The 16,633-nt window shown below is 72.6% G+C and carries 15 protein-coding genes and 2 pseudogenes; 14 read left to right on the plus strand and 3 right to left on the minus strand.

Going from position 1 to position 16,633, the window contains the following annotated elements; all coding sequences use genetic code 11:
- Positions 1 to 66 precede the first annotated feature (66 nt).
- From ITI46_RS26700 to ITI46_RS26735, 8 genes are all read left to right on the plus strand, one after another.
- Positions 67 to 705 carry an NUDIX domain-containing protein gene (locus ITI46_RS26700; protein WP_209242458.1) on the plus strand — a complete coding sequence of 213 codons (639 nt, stop codon included), beginning with the start codon at positions 67 to 69 and terminating at the stop codon, positions 703 to 705.
- A gap of 231 nt (positions 706 to 936) precedes the next feature.
- Positions 937 to 3,075 carry a tetratricopeptide repeat protein gene (locus ITI46_RS26705; protein WP_209242459.1) on the plus strand — a complete coding sequence of 713 codons (2,139 nt, stop codon included), beginning with the start codon at positions 937 to 939 and terminating at the stop codon, positions 3,073 to 3,075.
- Positions 3,076 to 3,305: 230 nt separating this feature from the next.
- Positions 3,306 to 4,430, plus strand: a complete 1,125-nt coding sequence (ald, locus tag ITI46_RS26710) for an alanine dehydrogenase (protein ID WP_209242460.1) — start codon at positions 3,306 to 3,308, stop codon at positions 4,428 to 4,430.
- Positions 4,431 to 4,815: 385 nt separating this feature from the next.
- Positions 4,816 to 6,024 carry a ParA family protein gene (locus tag ITI46_RS26715; RefSeq protein ID WP_209242470.1) on the plus strand — a complete coding sequence of 403 codons (1,209 nt, stop codon included), beginning with the start codon at positions 4,816 to 4,818 and terminating at the stop codon, positions 6,022 to 6,024.
- Positions 6,021 to 6,719: a hypothetical protein gene (locus tag ITI46_RS26720; protein WP_209242461.1), complete on the plus strand. Its 699-nt coding sequence runs from the start codon at positions 6,021 to 6,023 to the stop codon at positions 6,717 to 6,719. The genes ITI46_RS26715 and ITI46_RS26720 overlap by 4 nt, the downstream gene beginning before the upstream one ends.
- Before the next feature lie 25 nt (positions 6,720 to 6,744).
- Positions 6,745 to 7,776 carry a segregation and condensation protein A gene (locus ITI46_RS26725; protein ID WP_209242462.1) on the plus strand — a complete coding sequence of 344 codons (1,032 nt, stop codon included), beginning with the start codon at positions 6,745 to 6,747 and terminating at the stop codon, positions 7,774 to 7,776.
- Entirely contained in the window at positions 7,769 to 8,458 is a 690-nt protein-coding gene (scpB, locus tag ITI46_RS26730) for an SMC-Scp complex subunit ScpB (RefSeq protein ID WP_209242463.1), read from the plus strand. Before ITI46_RS26725 ends, scpB begins: the two co-directional genes overlap by 8 nt.
- Positions 8,458 to 9,636: a pseudouridine synthase gene (locus tag ITI46_RS26735; RefSeq protein ID WP_209242464.1), complete on the plus strand. Its 1,179-nt coding sequence runs from the start codon at positions 8,458 to 8,460 to the stop codon at positions 9,634 to 9,636. The genes scpB and ITI46_RS26735 overlap by 1 nt, the downstream gene beginning before the upstream one ends.
- A 54-nt stretch (positions 9,637 to 9,690) precedes the next feature.
- Here the strand turns inward: ITI46_RS26735 and ITI46_RS26740 are convergent, their stop codons facing one another.
- Complete coding sequence (locus ITI46_RS26740; RefSeq protein WP_209242465.1) at positions 9,691 to 10,011, minus strand: DUF952 domain-containing protein; 321 nt, start codon at positions 10,009 to 10,011, stop codon at positions 9,691 to 9,693.
- 142 nt (positions 10,012 to 10,153) lie between these two features.
- On the opposite strand from ITI46_RS26740, the gene aroH reads away from it, so the two are divergent.
- The 5 genes from aroH (at position 10,154) to der (ending at position 14,867) form a co-directional block, all read left to right on the plus strand.
- Entirely contained in the window at positions 10,154 to 10,525 is a 372-nt protein-coding gene (aroH, locus tag ITI46_RS26745) for a chorismate mutase (RefSeq protein WP_209242466.1), read from the plus strand.
- A gap of 52 nt (positions 10,526 to 10,577) precedes the next feature.
- Complete coding sequence (locus tag ITI46_RS26750; protein WP_209242467.1) at positions 10,578 to 11,687, plus strand: prephenate dehydrogenase; 1,110 nt, start codon at positions 10,578 to 10,580, stop codon at positions 11,685 to 11,687.
- 159 nt (positions 11,688 to 11,846) lie between these two features.
- Complete coding sequence (gene cmk, locus ITI46_RS26755) at positions 11,847 to 12,608, plus strand: (d)CMP kinase (protein ID WP_307808335.1); 762 nt, start codon at positions 11,847 to 11,849, stop codon at positions 12,606 to 12,608.
- Entirely contained in the window at positions 12,605 to 13,261 is a 657-nt protein-coding gene (locus ITI46_RS26760; RefSeq protein WP_209242468.1) for a lysophospholipid acyltransferase family protein, read from the plus strand. Before cmk ends, ITI46_RS26760 begins: the two co-directional genes overlap by 4 nt.
- A 127-nt stretch (positions 13,262 to 13,388) precedes the next feature.
- On the plus strand, positions 13,389 to 14,867 hold the full coding sequence (der, locus tag ITI46_RS26765) for a ribosome biogenesis GTPase Der (RefSeq protein WP_209242469.1): 1,479 nt from the start codon (positions 13,389 to 13,391) through the stop codon (positions 14,865 to 14,867).
- 138 nt (positions 14,868 to 15,005) lie between these two features.
- Here der and ITI46_RS26770 read toward each other — a convergent pair whose 3' ends face one another.
- Together ITI46_RS26770 and ITI46_RS26775 are read right to left on the minus strand one after the other, a co-directional pair.
- Positions 15,006 to 15,266 carry a hypothetical protein gene (locus tag ITI46_RS26770; RefSeq protein WP_209242472.1) on the minus strand — a complete coding sequence of 87 codons (261 nt, stop codon included), beginning with the start codon at positions 15,264 to 15,266 and terminating at the stop codon, positions 15,006 to 15,008.
- A 386-nt stretch (positions 15,267 to 15,652) separates the two neighbouring features.
- Positions 15,653 to 15,949: pseudogene (locus ITI46_RS26775) on the minus strand (DUF8842 C-terminal domain-containing protein); the annotation flags it as partial.
- Between ITI46_RS26775 and ITI46_RS26780 the strand changes: the two are divergent.
- Positions 15,912 to 16,633 (plus strand): annotated as a pseudogene (locus ITI46_RS26780) (hypothetical protein); the annotation flags it as partial. The pseudogenes ITI46_RS26775 and ITI46_RS26780 overlap by 38 nt on opposite strands.

The following is a 16,633-nucleotide window of genomic DNA, read 5'->3' on the forward strand; positions in this document are numbered from 1 at the left end:
CCCGCACCCGCTCTTCGCCGGCCTGGTCAAGGCCGCCGTCGAACGCCGGCAGGGAGAGTGACCGTCATGGCCAGCCGTATCGCCGACACCCCCGAGGAGTGGGAGGTCACCGCGACCTCCACCCCCTTCCAGGGCAACAAGACCGGAGTCCGTACCGACCAGGTCGTCATGCCCGACGGCTCCGTCGTCAGCCGTGACTACCAGACCCACCCCGGGTCCGTCGCCGTCCTCGCCCTCGACGACCAGGACCACGTCCTGGTGCTGAGCCAGTACCGGCACCCCGTCCGCGAGAAGCTGTGGGAGATCCCGGCCGGACTGCTGGACGTCCCCGGCGAGAACCCGCTGGCGGCCGCGGAGCGGGAGCTGTACGAGGAAGCACACGCCAAGGCCGAGGACTGGCGGGTGCTGGTCGACGTCTACACCACCCCGGGCGGCAGCGACGAGGCCGTGCGGATCTTCCTGGCCCGGCAGCTCTCCGAGGTCGAGGGCGAGCGCTTCGAGGTCTCCGAGGAAGAGGCCGACATGGAGCTGGCCCGGGTGCCGCTCGAGGAACTGGTGCGGGGTGCGCTCGCCGGACAGCTGCACAACAACTGCCTCGTGGTGGGTGCCCTCGCGCTGAGCGCGGCGCTCTCGAGCGGCGGCGGTCTCGGTGCGCTGCGGCCCGCCCAAGCGCCGTGGCCCGCGCGGCCCTTCGACCCGAGGTGACGGCAGGCGCCCTCGCCTGTGTCAACCCGCTGTGGCCCTGCCGCGTCCCCCTGCTGTGTCCACCCGCCTTGTGAAGAGGGTGGGTGGACCGGGAAGGTCACCTGAGCCGATGTGGTGATTTTCGGGGCGGACGCGGCAGTCAATGGCGGCTGCCGCCATCACGCGGTGAACTACGCTCGCAACGGCATTCGTCCGCACACACCAGGTGAACAGCGAACGGGAGCGTAGCCCGTGACAGATCAGGCGGTGCAGCCCACGACCGCGGGGCCGGGCCCGCACGCGTTCACGGGCCGCGACCGCGAACTGCGCGCGCTGCGCGAGGACATCGAACGCGCCGGGCTGCACACCATCTCAGGACGCCCCCTCCCGCAGAGCCGGGTCCTGCTGATCGCCGGGGCACCCGGTTCCGGGCGTACCGCTCTGGCCGAGGAGTTCGTCCACCGGATCGCCGACCGCTACCCCGGAGGAGTGCTGCGGGCCCGCCTCACCGACCCCGGCGGCACCCCCGTCCCCACCGAGCGCACCGCACGCGACCTGCTGGCAGCCCTCGCCGAGCGGACCGGGGGGCCACGCCCGGACACGCCGCCGCCCGGCGCCGACGAATCCGTCGTCGCCGAAGCGCTCCGTACCGCCCTCGTCCGCCGGGGCCGCCTCGTCCTGCTGCTCGACGACGTGGTCAACTCCGAACAGGTGCTGGACCTGGCGCCGGAGAGCCGGGACTGCCTGGTGGTCGCCGTCTCCTCCGGGCCGTTGACGGACGTGCCGGATGTGCGCCCCTGCACCCTGGGCGGGCTCGACCGGGCCTCGGCCGTGGCGCTGCTGGCCCGGCGCGGCGCGGGCTCCTCGCCCCGGTTCACCGTCGACCCGCGCAGCGCCGAGGCGCTGGCCGAGCTGTGCGGCGATCAGCCGGCGGCGCTCATGCTGGTGGGCGGCTGGTTCGGCGCCCATCCCAAGCTCTCGGTGCTGGACGCCACGCAGCGGCTGGCGGGCAGTGAGCCGCGGCTGCCGGCCGAGGCGGACGGCGAGGAGCAGGCTGGGCACCCGGTGCCGCGGCCCCCCGCACCGCTCGCCCGCGCCTTCCGGCTCGTCCACGACTCGCTGACCCGCCCGCACGCGCGCCTGCTGCGGCTGCTCTGTCTCGCGCCGGCCGGCCTGGTCGACGCGCTGCTGGCATCGGCGCTCGGCGGCTGCTCGGTGAGCACCGCGCAAGCGGCCCTTGAGGAGTACGTACGGCTCGGTCTGCTGCGTCCACTCGACGGCGGGACCGGCGGTGGCAGCACCGACCGCTATCAGGTGCCGGGCTGCCTGGACCCGCTGCTGCGCGCCGAGTTGGCGGCGCACCAGCGCCCGGACGAGACGCTGCTGGCGCGGGCCCGGATGCTGGAACGGCTGGTACGTCAGCTCCAGGCGTGCCGCGCGGTGTGCGAGCCGACGGGCTCCGAGGCGCGCAAGGAACTGGCGGGCATGCCGCGGGCGCTGCGCTTTCTGCACCCTCTCGAGGCGCGGGCCTGGCTCCGGGCGCGGCGGCCCGCGCTGCTGTCGGCGGCCCGGATGGCCGTCACGGAGGGGGCGGGGGAGCTGGACACGCTCGCCCGCCGGCTGATCTCCGCGCTGGCCAGGGCCTTCGACGCGCACCGCGATCCGGAGGAGGCGGCGCCCGAGCTCTACCGGCTGCACGAACTGGTGCTGCACGTCGCCGAGCGCAACCGTATGCACCGGGAGCGTGCCGCGGCGCTGCTGCACCTCGGCGATCTGGACGCGCAGACGGACCGGCTCGAGGACGCCCTCGTCCGCTACCGCACCGCGCTGGACGCGGCCCGCCAGGCCAACGACGAGCGCGCTGCGGGCCGGGCCCTGGAGTCGCTGGGCGACAGCTATGCGGAACTGGAGGACTGGGACCGCGCCGCCGACTGGTACGGCAGGGCGCTCGCGCTGCGGCTGGCCCGCAACGAGCGTGCCGACCGGGAGGCGACAGCCCGGCTGCACGGCCGGATCGGCACCGTCCACGCGCAGGCGGAGGAGTGGGAGGAGGCGCTGCGGGCCTGGCGCGCCTCGGCGGCCGCCTTCCGCAGGCTCCGGGAACCGGAAGCCCAGGCACGGGCGCTCGCCGAGGCGGCCCAGGTGCAGGAGCACGCCGGGTGGCCGCAGGACGCCCTGCGCACCTGGAGCCAGGCCCTGGAGGTCTCCCGCGGAGCGGGGGACGGGCGGCTGGAGGCGGTGCTGGAGTTGCGGGCCGCCGACGCCTGCGAGCGGCTCGGCAGTCTGCGGGCGGCCCAGCGGCACCGCGCGGCGGCCGCCAGACTGAGCCGCCCTGGGAAGGAAGCGGAACCCGTTTCTGGGTACCCGGCGGGACGTGACGAGCGCCACTGAGCTATCCCTGCGGAGCCCCCTCGGAGCTCTCCCGGGGCTCCAGTGCGGGCCCTGCGCAGCCACACCACCTGCAACCTGCGAAACGTATAGCAATCTCGAAAAAGATCGACCCTTTGTAAGGCTGGACAGCTCAGGTTCCTTCATTAGACTGGTCGAGCCGCGGTCCTCCCGGTGTTTTCGAGCATGCGTGACCCGGCTTTCTCTGCCTTCTGCACCCTGAGTGAAGGACCGTGATCGACGTGAAGGTCGGTATCCCCCGCGAGGTCAAGAACAACGAGTTCCGTGTCGCCATCACCCCGGCCGGGGTGAACGAACTGGTGCGGAACGGTCACGAGGTGTTCGTGGAGAAGGACGCCGGAGCCGGCTCCTCCATCCCGGACGCCGAGTACACCGGCGCCGGCGCCACCATCCTGGGCACGGCGGACGAGGTGTGGGCCACCGCCGACCTGCTGCTGAAGGTCAAGGAGCCGGTGGCCGAGGAGTACCACAGGCTCCGCAAGGACCAGACCCTCTTCACCTACCTCCACCTCGCGGCCTCCCGCGAGTGCACCGACGCGCTGCTGGAGTCGGGCACCACGGCCATCGCGTACGAGACGGTCGAGCTCCCCAGCCGGGCGCTGCCGCTGCTCGCCCCGATGTCCGAGGTCGCGGGCCGGATCGCGCCGCAGGTCGGCGCCTACCACCTGATGGCTTCCGCAGGCGGCCGCGGCGTGCTGCCCGGCGGTGTGCCCGGCGTGAACCCGGGCCGCGCGGTCGTCATCGGCGGCGGTGTCTCCGGCTGGAACGCCACCCAGATCGCCGTCGGCCTCGGCTTCCACGTCACGCTGCTCGACAAGGACGTCAACAAGCTCCGCGAGGCCGACAAGATCTTCGGCAACCGGGTGCGCACCATCACCTCCAACGCCTTCGAGCTGGAGCGCGCGGTGCTGGACGCCGATCTGGTCGTCGGCGCCGTGCTGATCCCGGGCGCCAAGGCCCCGAAGCTGATCAGCAACGAGCTGGTCTCCCGGATGAAGCCGGGAAGTGTTCTTGTCGACATCGCGATCGACCAGGGCGGCTGCTTCGAGGACTCGCGGCCGACCACCCACGCCGAGCCGACCTTCCGCGTCCACGACTCGGTCTTCTACTGCGTCGCCAACATGCCGGGCGCCGTGCCCAACACCTCGACACACGCGCTGACCAACGCGACGCTGCCCTACATCGTGGAGCTGGCCAACCGCGGCTGGCGCGAGGCGCTGCGCCGCGACCCGGCGCTGGCCAAGGGCCTCAACGTCCATGACGGAGAGGTCACTTACGGTCCCGTCGGCGAGGCGCACGACCTGCCGGTGCGCGACATCGCGCCGCTGCTGGGCTGAGCCCGCAACCCGCCGGCGCGCTGACGTACGGGCTGGGACAGAGCCCCGCGGCCGGGGTCAATCCCCGGCGTCAACGTCAGCAACGTCACGTCACCGTCCGGACCTTGGAGGGAAGGTCCGGACGGTGACGTCGTCGTGTCCGCGGGACGCCGACCCAACTTGCCCTTAACGTAACTGTCCAACCTTTTTGTCCACCCGGGAAACCACCCGGACGTCACTCGGGAGCCTCTTGACATCGGGGGGCCCGCATACCGACACATCGGGCCGTCTGAGGCGGATTGTGTTGCTGCGGACCGCCGACACGCCATAGAGTCGCCAACCGTCGGCATGGTGTCACGCTGACCTGTTGAGAAATTTCCTGGTCACCAAGGAGGTACGACGACTTGTGAACGAGTCGACATTTTCTCCCGGGGGTGGTCAACCAGGAGCGCCTGTACGAGGCCAGGGGTCCTCAGGTCCCACAGGACCCGAGGGTGTCGGCTCCGTCGCTGTCCGCACCTTCGCAGCCCACCAGAACCCGACGCCCACCATGACAGCCAACCAGAGCACGGACGGCCAACACGTGAACGCCACGGCCGGCGACGCTACGAACGGTCAGTCCGCCGAGCGTTTCGCCGACTACAGTGACCCGCACTACGACCCCAACTACGGCGAGCTGCCAGAGGGTCACTTCTACGACCCGGACGCGGAGTACGAACCCGATCCGGAGTACGCGGCCACGCTCGCCCCCGACGCCGCGCGCCAGCGCCGCGAACGCATCGGCCCGACCGGGCGCCCGCTGCCGTACTTCCCGATCCCCGGGCCGGTCAACGAACACGGCCCGGCGAAGATCATCGCGATGTGCAACCAGAAGGGCGGCGTCGGCAAGACGACGTCGACCATCAACCTGGGCGCGGCGCTCGCGGAGTACGGACGGCGCGTGCTGCTGGTCGACTTCGACCCGCAGGGCGCCCTCTCCGTCGGCCTCGGCGTCAACCCGATGGAGCTGGACCTGACGGTCTACAACCTCCTGATGGAGCGCGGACTGGCACCCGACGAGGTGCTGCTGAAGACCGCGGTCGCCGGGATGGACCTGCTGCCCAGCAATATCGACCTGTCGGCAGCCGAGGTGCAGCTCGTCAGCGAGGTGGCCCGCGAGTCGACGCTGCAGCGCGCGCTGGGCCCGCTGCTCAACGACTACGACTTCATCGTCATCGACTGCCAGCCCTCGCTCGGCCTGCTCACCGTCAACGCGCTCACCGCGGCCCACAAAGTGATCGTCCCGCTGGAGTGCGAGTTCTTCGCGCTGCGCGGTGTCGCGCTGCTGACCGAGACGATCGAGAAGGTCCAGGAACGGCTCAACCCGCAGCTGGAGCTCGACGGCATCCTGGCGACGATGTACGACTCGCGGACGGTGCACAGCCGTGAAGTGCTCGCCCGCGTCGTGGAGGCGTTCGACGACAACGTCTACCACACCGTCATCGGGCGCACCGTCCGCTTCCCCGAGACCACCGTCGCGGGCGAGCCGATCACGACGTACGCCTCCAACTCCGTCGGTGCCGCCGCCTATCGCCAGCTCGCCAGGGAGGTGCTCGCCCGGTGCCACGCCGAGTGAGTCTCCCGGCAGCCGACGAACTGTTCCGTACGACCGGTGGTGCCGCCGTACAGCCCTCGGCACCGCAGCAGGAGCCGGCCGCACAGGTCGGCCAGGCGAACGGGGAGCCGCCGTCGGACCGGCCTGCGAGCCAGCCGGCCGCCGCCTCGCCGTCCCCGGGGCCGAAGGTGCCCGCGCCCGCCTCCGAGCCGGACCCGGAGTCCGGCACCGCCGAACAGGCAGCCGTCGCCGAGCCCGGCGACTTCGGCGGTGAGGCGGTCAACGGCGGCCGGCGCACGGCCCGTGGGGCGCGCGCCGCGGCCAAGGCGGAGGAGCAGCGCACCGCAGCACCGCCCCAACAGGCCGTCCCCGCACCGGCCGAGCGCACCGGCCGGCGCGGCAGCACCGCCAAGAGCCGCCAGGCGACCGGCTCTTCGGCCGCCGGATCTTCGGCGTCCGCCGCACCGTCGTCCGGCCGCCGTGGCCGCGCGGCGCGCCGTCCCAGCGGGCGGGAGCGGCACGACGAGAAGATCACGGTCTATGTCTCGGCCGAGGAACTGATGGACCTCGAACACGCCCGGCTGGTGCTGCGCGGCGAGCACGGACTCGCCGTCGACCGCGGGCGGATCGTGCGCGAGGCGGTGGCCGTTGTGCTGGCCGATCTCGAGTCGCGGGGAGACGCGAGCATTCTCGTACGGCGGTTGCGCGGGCGCTGACCTGCTTGCCAGTACGCTGCCTGCGATGCCCACTCCTGACGACGCACTCCGCAGCAGGGGCTCCCGCCGACCGCTGGGGCGGGGGCCCGGAGCGGCGCACGCGTCGGAGTCGCCGCCCGTACCGGCCCAGCCTCTTGCCGAGCCGGAACCAGTGCCGGACGAGCCGCTGGAAGGCCCTCAGGACGAGCCCGCAGCCGAGCCTTCCGCCCAGACCCCCACCGAGCTCCCCGAGCCCGAGCAGGAGGCGGACGACGGGCGTTTCCGGGTGGTTCTCGACAACTTCGAGGGCCCCTTCGACCTGTTGCTCCAGCTGATCTCCAAACACAAGCTGGACGTCACCGAAGTCGCGCTCTCCAAGGTCACCGACGAGTTCATGGCCCACATCCGTGCCATGGGCCCGGAGTGGGACCTCGACCAGACCACCGAGTTCCTGGTCGTCGCCGCGACGCTGCTCGATCTGAAGGCCGCGCGGCTGCTGCCACAGGCCGAGGTGGAGGACGAGGCCGACCTGGCGCTGCTGGAGGCCAGGGACCTGCTCTTCGCGCGGCTGCTGCAGTACCGGGCCTACAAGGAGATCGCGGGAATCTTCGCGGCCCGGCTGGACGAGGAGGCCCGGCGCTTCCCCCGTACCGTCGGGCTGGAGGAGCAGCACGCCGAGCTGCTGCCCGAAGTGGCGCTCAGCGTGGGCCCTGAGGGCTTCGCCAAGCTGGCCGTCAAGGCGATGCGGCCCAAGCCCAAGCCGCAGGTCTACGTCGAGCACATCCACGCCCCGCTGGTCAGCGTCCGCGAGCAGGCCGAAGTGGTCGTGGCGCGGCTGCGGGAGCGCGGTGAGGCCAGCTTCCAGGAGCTCACCGAGGACGCGCCCGACACCCTCACGGTCGTCGCCCGCTTCCTCGCGCTGCTGGAGCTCTACCGCGAACGGGCCGTCGCGCTGGAGCAGGACGAGGCGCTGGGCGCGCTCCTCGTCAGATGGAGCGGCACGGTGGACGCAGGAGACGGGGTGCCGCTGGTGACCGACGAGTTCGACCAGGAGCCAGGGGAGCGCAAGGATGACTGAGAGCACCGGGGCCTACGAGGTGCAGGAAGCCGCGGCCGAGACGGACCCGGCGGCACCGGGCCCCGCCGGAGCCTCCGAGGTCGCCGAACTGCCGCTGAAGCCCGCGCTGGAGGCCGTCCTGATGGTCGTGGACGAGCCCGCGACCCCCGAGCAGCTGGCCAAGGTCCTCGAGCGGCGCCCCCGCGAGGTCTCGGACGCGCTGCGCGAGCTGGCCGACGAATACGCTGCGCAGGGCCGCGGCTTCGAACTGCGACTGGTCGCGGGCGGTTGGCGCTTCTACACCCGCGGTGACTACGCGGACGCGGTCGAACGCTTCGTCCTGGACGGGCAGCAGGCCCGGCTGACCCAGGCGGCGCTGGAGACCCTCGCCGTCGTCGCGTACCGGCAGCCGGTCAGCCGCTCGCGGGTCTCTGCCGTGCGCGGCGTGAACTGCGACGGCGTGATGCGCACCCTCCTCCAGCGGGGTCTGGTGGAGGAGGCGGGCACGGAACCCGAAACAGGTGCGATCCTTTACAGGACGACGCATTACTTTCTGGAGCGGATGGGCCTGCGCGGCCTGGACGAGCTTCCGGAGCTGGCGCCCTTCCTTCCGGAAGCGGAGGCCGTTGAGGGGGAGACCCAGGAAGGTATGCCGTCGTTCGACGTAGACGATCCTTCCCCCGACTCCCAGACGGAACATTGATGCGAAGCAGCGGCAGGAACACCGGCGGAAACCGAGGCGGCAAGCAGGGCGGCACCGGCCGCGCCGGCCAGGGGGGCCGGCGCGGGCAGGGCGCACCCCGCGGCCAGCGGAGCCAGGGCGGCGGGCAGCGGGGGCGGCAGCAGTCCTCGGACTCCCGGCCGCTCCGCCCCGAGGAGCGGCGCTACACCCAGGGCGGCGCCCAGCCCGGCGGCGGCCCCAAGGCAGGTGGCCCCAAGGCGGGCCCCAAGGCCGGCGCCCCGAAGGCCAAGGGCGGCAAGCCCGGCGGCGCCAAGAGCAACGTCCGCAAGGACGTCACCAAGAGCGGCGCCCCCAAGGCGCGCGCCCGCAAAGCCTCGGCGCCCGCACGCCCCCGCGAGTACGAGGCGAAGATCGAGGAGCGCAACCGGGCCCGGCACACCAAGCCCCCGGTCAAACTGCCCAAGACCTTCGGCGAGCAGGAGGGCGAGCGCCTGCAGAAGGTGCTGGCCCGCGCGGGCATGGGCTCACGGCGTGCCTGCGAGGAACTGGTCGAGCAGGCCAGGGTCGAGGTCAACGGCGAGATCGTCCGCGAGCAGGGGCTGCGCGTCGACCCCGAGAAGGACGAGATCAAGGTCGACGGGCTGACCATCGCCACTCAGTCCTATGTCTTCTTCGCCCTCAACAAGCCCGCCGGAGTCGTCGCCTCCATGGAGGACCCCGACGGCCGCCAGTGCCTGGGCGACTACGTCCAGAACCGGGAGACCCGGCTCTTCCACGTGGGCCGTCTCGACACCGAGACCGAGGGGATCATCCTGCTGACCAACCACGGTGAGCTGGCCCACCGCCTCACCCACCCCCGCTACGGCGTCACCAAGACCTATCTCGCCGCCATCCAGGGCCCGCTGCCGCGGGACCTCGGCAAGCAGCTGAAGTCCGGCATCCGGCTGGACGACGGCTATGCGCGGGCCGACCACTTCAAGGTCGTCGAGAACACCGGCAAGAACTACCTGGTGGAGGTCGCGCTGCACGAGGGCCGCAAGCACATCGTGCGGCGGATGCTCGCCGAAGCCGGCTTCCCGGTCGAGAAGCTGGTCCGCACCCGCTTCGGGCCCATCGCGCTCGGCGACCAGAAGTCCGGGTGGCTCCGCCGCCTCACCAACACTGAGGTCGGCATGCTGATGAAGGAAGTCGGCCTCTGACGCTTCGGGGGCCCGGCCCGGAGCCCCCTCCCGCCGTCGGGAGGGGGCAACGGCTCAGGACCACAGGGCGAGCTCGACGGCGCGCCCCTCGGCATCCCGCCTGACCTCCAGCATTCCCGCCACCGCCGACCGGTTCACCCGCCCGTGGATGCGCGGCGCCGGCTCCCAGCACACCCGGGCGTCCAGCCGCCGCTCGTCGATCATGAGAGCCATCACAGGACCGACGGCGTCCCGGAAACGGGAGTCCGCAACGGCGAGCGCCAGCTTCTCGTCGTCCGTACACGGAATGAAGCCGTCCTCGGCCAGCGTGCGCGGCGCGTACGGGCGGTCCGGGGCCAGCAACCAGTCGTCGAGCGGGACCACGTGGAAGAGCATGTCTCCACTTGTACCGTCTCACTGGTCGGGCGGCCCGGACATCCGCGCGTGCCCGTACCTACCCTGACCCGGCAGCCAGGCACAGGCACCGGTGATGACGCGATGACGCGATGACGCAATGACGGGATGACGAGGAGCTGCGGTGGCGGAACGAGCAGTGCGCGCGGTGCGCGGCGCGGTGCAACTGGACCGGGACGAAGCGGAGCACATGAGCGAGCGGGTCGGCCAACTGCTGACCACGGTGCTGGAACGCAACAGCCTCGCGCCCGAGGACCTGATCAGCATCTGGTTCACAGCCACCCCCGACCTGCACAGTGACTTCCCCGCCGCCGCGGCCCGCAAGCTCGGCATCGTCGACGTGCCGCTCATCTGTGCGCAGGAGCTCGAGGTCGCGGGTGCGATGCCCCGCGTGGTCCGTATCCTGGCTCACACGGAGACCGAGCTGCCCCGGTCCGGCATCAGCCACGTCTATCTGGGCGCAGCCGCCGCGCTCCGCAAGGACATCGCCCAATAGCGCGCCCAGCGGGCGCGCAAGGACATCCGCCCAGTAAGGACGCAGCTCAGCAATGCGCACCGCCCTCGTGCTCGGCACGGGACTCATCGGCACCTCGGCCGCGCTGGCCCTCTCGGCGCGGGGAGTGAAGGTGCACCTCAGCGACCGTGACCCGGAGCGGGCCCGCACGGCCGCCGCGCTGGGCGCGGGGACGGAGGGCGAGCCCGCGCCCGGCTCCCCCGTGGACCTGGCGATCGTGGCCGTACCCCCGGCGCACCTGGCGGCGACCGTCGCCGACGTGCAGCGCCGCGGGCTGGCGCGCGGCGTCATCGACGTGGGCAGCGTCAAGGGCGGGCCGCGCCGGGAGCTGATCGAGCTGGGCGGCGATCTGACGACGTACCTGGGCAGTCACCCGATGTCGGGCCGCGAGCAGTCGGGCCCGCTGGCGGCGACGGCCGACCTGTTCGAGGGGCGGCCCTGGGTGCTCACCCCCGCGCAGGGCACCGACACCACCCCGGGCACCGACACCGAGGTGCTCAACCTCGCGCTGGAGCTGATCGCACTGTGCGGGGCCGTGCCGGTGGTGATGGACGCGGACGCGCATGACAGGGCGGTGGCGCTCGTCTCGCACACCCCGCAGCTGCTCTCCACCCTGGTGGCCGCGCGCCTGGAGGAGGCCGCCGAGACGGACGTGCGGCTGTGCGGCCAGGGCATCAGGGATGTGACCCGGATCGCGGGCTCCGACCCCGGGATGTGGGTGGACATCCTGTCGGCCAACCCCGGGCCGGTCGCCGACATCCTCGCCGAGGTGGCCGGTGACCTGGAGACGGCGGTGCGGGCGCTGCGCGAACTGGACTCCGCTGACGAGGCCAAGCGGGCCGACGGCGCGGCCGGAGTCGAGGCGCTGCTGCGCCGAGGCAACGCGGGCCGGGCCCGCGTCCCCGGCAAGCACGGCCAGGCTCCGGCCGTCTACGAGACGGTGACGGTGCTGATCAGCGACCGCCCGGGCCAGCTGGCCAGGATCTTCGCCGACGCGAGCTCCGTGGGCGTCAACATCGAGGACGTCCGCATCGAGCACGCCACCGGGCAGCAGGCCGGCTACATGCAGCTCATGGTGGAGCCGGGCGCCGTCCCGGTGCTGGAGCAGGCGCTGCGCGAGCGCGGCTGGTCCCTGCGGCAGTGACCGGCGGACCGGGCCGTCCCTGGTCCGGATGCGCGGCCTGGCAGCTCCGTGGCAGCCGGTAGCCTTGTGCGGGGGCCCGGCCGGTCCCGTCCGTCCCCGTGCGCCGCAGCGCGCCGTGCGCCTCAGACCCACGAAGACCCACGAAAGGTGCCCACAACCGTGTCTGCAATCCCGGCAGCGTCTTCAGTGATCGTCGCCATCGACGGCCCCTCCGGCACGGGCAAGTCGAGCACCTCCAAGGCCGTCGCGGCTCAGCTGGGGCTGAGCTACCTCGACACCGGCGCGCAGTACCGGGCGATCACCTGGTGGATGCTGAACAACGGCGTCGACGTGGCCGACCCGGACGCGATCGCCGCAGCGGCGGGCAAGCCCAGCATCGTCTCGGGCACCGACCCGCTGGCCCCGGCGATCTCCGCCGACGGAGTGGACGCCTCGGGCCCGATCCGTACCCCCGAGGTCACCGCGGCGGTCAGCGCGGTCAGCGCGGTGCCCGAGGTCCGGGAGCGCATCACCGACCTGCAGCGGACCATCGCGGCCGAGGCGCGCGGCGGCATCGTCGTGGAGGGCCGGGACATCGGCACCACGGTGCTGCCCGACGCCGATCTGAAGGTCTTCCTCACCGCCTCGGCCGAGGCCCGCGCAGCGCGCCGCAACGGCGAGCTGAAGTCCGCCGACGGCAAGCCCGCCGCGGACCTGGCCGCCACCCAGCAGGCGCTGGCCGCGCGGGACAAGGCGGACTCCAGCCGTAAGACCTCCCCGCTGAAGAAGGCCGACGACGCCGTGGAGGTGGACACCACGGAGCTGACCCTGGAGCAGGTCGTCGAGTGCGTCGTCACCCTGGTGGAGAAGGCCGCAGCGGACAAGGCCGGATCCGCCGGGAACGCGGCGGACGCAGAAGGCATGGAGAAGGCGGCCAGGTGACTGGAACCGACGCCGCCGCGAGTGAGCGGGGCGCCGCCGTCGGCCGCCGGATCGGCATCGGGCTGATGTACGGCCTGTGGCGGCCCCGGGTGCTGGGCGCCTGGCGGGTGCCGCCGACCGGGCCGGTGATCCTGGCGGTCAACCACGCGCACAACCTCGACGGACCCATGCTGATGGGCACGGCGCCCCGTCCGGTGCACTTCCTGATCAAGAAGGAGGCGTTCATCGGGCCGCTCGACCCGTTCCTGCGCGGCATCGGCCAGCTCAAGGTCGACCGCAGCATCGCCGACCGCGGTGCCGTCACCAGCGCGCTGGCCGTGCTGGAGCAGGGCGGGGTGCTGGGCATCTTCCCCGAGGGCACCCGGGGTGAGGGCGACTTCGCGGCGCTGCGGGGCGGGCTCGCCTACTTCGCGCTCCGCTCGGGCGCCCCCGTCGTCCCGGTCGCGGTGCTGGGCAGCGCGGACCGTCCGGGCCGGGTGATACGGGCGCTGCCGCCGCTGCGCAGCCGGGTCGACGTGGTCTTCGGTGACCCGTTCACGGCGGGCGACGGCTCCGGCCGCCGGACCAGGAAGGCGCTGGACGAGGCGACCGTACGGCTCCAGGAGCGGCTGGCCGGGCACCTGACCGAGGCGAGGCGGCTCACCGGCCGCTGAGCTGTACCAACGCAGCACCCGCACCAGCGGCCGCGGCACCGGCAGCAGCTGAGCCCGCAGCCGAACAGATCCGCAGCCGAAGAGACCGCAGCCGAACAGACCTGCTGAACGACGAGGACGAGACGTCATGAACGACCAGATGCACCCCGCCGGCGACGGCACCGAGCACGTCCACGGTGAGCTGGGTGACGCCGAGTTCGCCGAGTTCATGGAGCTCGCCGCCGAGGAGGGCTTCGACCAGGAGGAGGTCGAGGGCGCGCTCGGCGAGGCGGGGCACGGTCCGCTGCCGGTCCTCGCCGTCGTCGGCCGCCCCAACGTCGGCAAGTCGACACTGGTGAACCGGATCATCGGCCGCCGTGAGGCCGTGGTCGAGGACCGCCCGGGCGTCACCAGGGACCGGGTCACCTACGAGGCCGAGTGGGCGGGCCGCCGCTTCAAGGTCGTCGACACCGGCGGCTGGGAGCAGGACGTCCTCGGCATCGACGCCTCCGTCGCGGCGCAGGCCGAGTTCGCCGTCGAGGCGGCCGACGCCGTGGTGTTCGTGGTGGACGCGATGGTGGGCGCCACCGACACCGACGAGGCCGTCGTCAAACTGCTGCGCCGCGCGGGCAAGCCCGTGGTGCTGTGCGCCAACAAGGTCGACGGCCCCTCGGGTGAGGCGGACGCCGCCTATCTGTGGTCGCTGGGCCTGGGCGAGCCGTACCCGGTCTCGGCGCTGCACGGCCGTGGTACGGGCGACATGCTGGACGAGGTGCTCAAGGTGCTGCCGGACGCGCCCCGGCAGACCTTCGGCGGCACCCCGCTGGGCGGGCCGCGCCGGGTCGCGCTGATCGGCCGCCCCAACGTCGGCAAGTCCTCGCTGCTCAACAAGGTGGCGGGCGAGGAGCGCGTCGTCGTCAACGAGCAGGCGGGAACCACGCGTGACCCGGTGGACGAGCTGATCGAACTCGGCGGCAAGACCTGGAAGTTCGTCGACACGGCGGGCATCAGGCGCCGCGTCCACATGACCGAGGGCGCCGACTACTACGCCTCGCTGCGCACCGCGGCGGCGCTGGAGAAGGCCGAGGTCGCGGTCGTGCTGATCGACGTCAGCGAGTCCATCAGCGTGCAGGACCTGCGCATCATCACCATGGCCGTCGACTCGGGCCGGGCCGTGGTGCTGGCGTACAACAAGTGGGACACCCTGGACGAGGAGCGCCGCTACTACCTGGAGCGGGAGATCGAGCAGGAGCTCGTCCAGGTGCGCTGGGCGCCACGGGTCAATGTCTCGGCGCGCACCGGGCGGCACATGGAGAAGCTGGTCCCGGCGATCGAGACCGCGCTGGAGAGCTGGGAGACCCGGGTTCCCACGGGCAAGCTGAACGCCTTCCTCGGCGAGATCGTCGCCTCGCACCCGCACCCGGTGCGCGGCGGCAAGCAGCCGCGCATCCTCTTCGGCACCCAGGCGGGCACCAAGCCGCCGCGGTTCGTGCTGTTCGCCTCCGGCTTCCTGGAGGCCGGCTACCGGCGCTTCGTGGAGCGGCGGCTGCGCGAGGAGTTCGGCTTCGAGGGCACGCCGGTGCAGATCTCGGTGCGGGTGCGCGAGAAGCGCGGCCGCAAGAAGTAGCCGGCGAGAAGCAGCAGCCGCCCCGGTCCGGCCTCCGTACCCGGCCTCCGGGCCCGCCGGACCGACTGCCTCCAGGCCCGCCGGACCGACTGCCTCCAGGCCCGCCGGACCGACTGCCTCCGGGCCCGCCGGGCCGGCTCAGTGGTGGTGGCCGTGGCGGGGGGCCGGAGGCAGTGCCGGCAGATGCCAGGCGGGGGTCTGCCAGCCGGTGGACGACTGCTCCTGGTCGCCCCAGGGCCCCGTCCCCGTGCCGTGCACCGTGCCGAATCCCTCGAAGCGCAGCTCCTCCTCGCCCGTACGGTCGCCGGGCAGCGCCCGGAAGAGTCTGCGGTACTCCGCGTACAGCGAGTCGTAGATGGGAGTCGACCCTTCCGGGGACGAGCTGTGCGGGGTCCGCATCCGGGGGACCGCCGGGGCGGCGGCCGCGCTCATGGCACGCCCGTGGCCGAGGTGGGGAGGGTGGGCTCGGAGAGGCTCGTATTGCTGCACGTCTGCCCAACGACCATGCGGCGCCCCGGATGCGGGCTCGTGTGACGAATGACCGGATCGCACGGGTTGTCCCTGTTGGTGCGCGCTGTGCTGAGGCGCACTCTGCGGGAGTGCACTCTGCGGGCGCACACTCTGCGCGTTCGCACTCTGCAGGGGCGTGCCCTGTACGTGTGCACTCTGCGGATGCGCACTCTGCGGGAGTGCACTCTGCTGACGCACGCTCTGCTGATGCACGCTCCCGTCCCCGGTCGCCCCCTGTGCGTGTGGGCGGTTCGGGCGCGGTGGCTGGGGGCGGCTCATGTGCCCGTCAGCGGCATGGCGCCGGCGACCAGGACGCCGGTGGCCGCAGCCTTTTCCAGCGCCTCGCGCATCAGATCCTCGCGGGGCTGCGGGCCGATGGAGCCCGCGGGTGCCGCGTAGACCACCACGGTGTGGCTCTTGGCCGCCGCCGTGCGCCAGCCCTCGGTGACGGCGAGCGGCTGGTGTGCCTGCCACCAGGCGACCGGCTGCCCGCCGGGCGACGCGGGTGGCTGGAAGATGGCGTGCAGCTGCCCCATGGCCACCAGCACCGACCAGCCGGCCACCGGCGCCGGAAACCCCGGACACCGCCTCTCCCGCAGCGCTCGCGTTCCGTACCAGTGCCGCTGTGGCCTCGCACGCCTGCACAAGGAGGCAGATCCGGCCGGCGACCACCTCCAACTCCGCCTCTCGCGGGGCGTGCCCCGCCCCCTCCGCTTCCTCGGCTTTCTCCGCTTCCTCGGCCTTCTCCCCTGCTTCCCCCGCTTCTCCGGCTTCCCCCAGCAGCAGTTCCACCAGCTCGGCCACGGCCGCGTCGGCGGCGGGGTCCGTGCCGCCGAAGTAGGCCCCGGCGACCACCGTGACGGCCTCGGCCACGGCGTCCGGTTCCGGCAGCCCCAGCGCCTCGGCGAGGGTGCGGACCAGCTGGAGCCGCGTATCCGTACCGGCCGTGCCCGTGCCCGGTCGCGAGGCCACCGCCCGGCGCAGTTCCGCCGGATCGACGCGGCGCAGCTCGGCCTCCACCAGCGCCCGGCGCCGCGCATGCGTCTCCCCGGAGCAGAACCGGGGCACCGCGGCACGCAGCCACGCCATCGAGGTGCCCCGTCCCGAGCTCCCGGCCGCCGGCGGCGGCTCCGGCACCAGATGGGGATCGGCCAGCGCCGCCCGTACGTCCTCGCTCCGGTCCAGCTCGTGCACAGTTCGCGACATGCCTCGGACGCTAGGCCAGGAACTCTTCGGCCCGGCCCGAAGTATCCCCC

Source organism: Streptomyces oryzae (genome assembly GCF_017676365.1).
Classification (GTDB): Bacteria; Actinomycetota; Actinomycetes; order Streptomycetales; family Streptomycetaceae; genus Streptomyces; species Streptomyces oryzae.

Bases quoted from the DNA above. Each gene is read 5' to 3' on its own strand.
- ITI46_RS26735 (WP_209242464.1), top strand. From the start codon at position 8,458: ATGCGAAGCAGCGGCAGGAACACCGGCGGAAACCGAGGCGGCAAGCAG.
- ITI46_RS26740 (WP_209242465.1), bottom strand. From the start codon at position 10,011: ATGCTCTTCCACGTGGTCCCGCTCGACGACTGGTTGCTGGCCCCGGAC.
- der (WP_209242469.1), top strand. From the start codon at position 13,389: ATGAACGACCAGATGCACCCCGCCGGCGACGGCACCGAGCACGTCCAC.
- scpB (WP_209242463.1), top strand. From the start codon at position 7,769: ATGACTGAGAGCACCGGGGCCTACGAGGTGCAGGAAGCCGCGGCCGAG.
- ITI46_RS26725 (WP_209242462.1), top strand. From the start codon at position 6,745: ATGCCCACTCCTGACGACGCACTCCGCAGCAGGGGCTCCCGCCGACCG.
- ITI46_RS26770 (WP_209242472.1), bottom strand. From the start codon at position 15,266: ATGCGGACCCCGCACAGCTCGTCCCCGGAAGGGTCGACTCCCATCTAC.
- ITI46_RS26750 (WP_209242467.1), top strand. From the start codon at position 10,578: ATGCGCACCGCCCTCGTGCTCGGCACGGGACTCATCGGCACCTCGGCC.
- ITI46_RS26700 (WP_209242458.1), top strand. From the start codon at position 67: ATGGCCAGCCGTATCGCCGACACCCCCGAGGAGTGGGAGGTCACCGCG.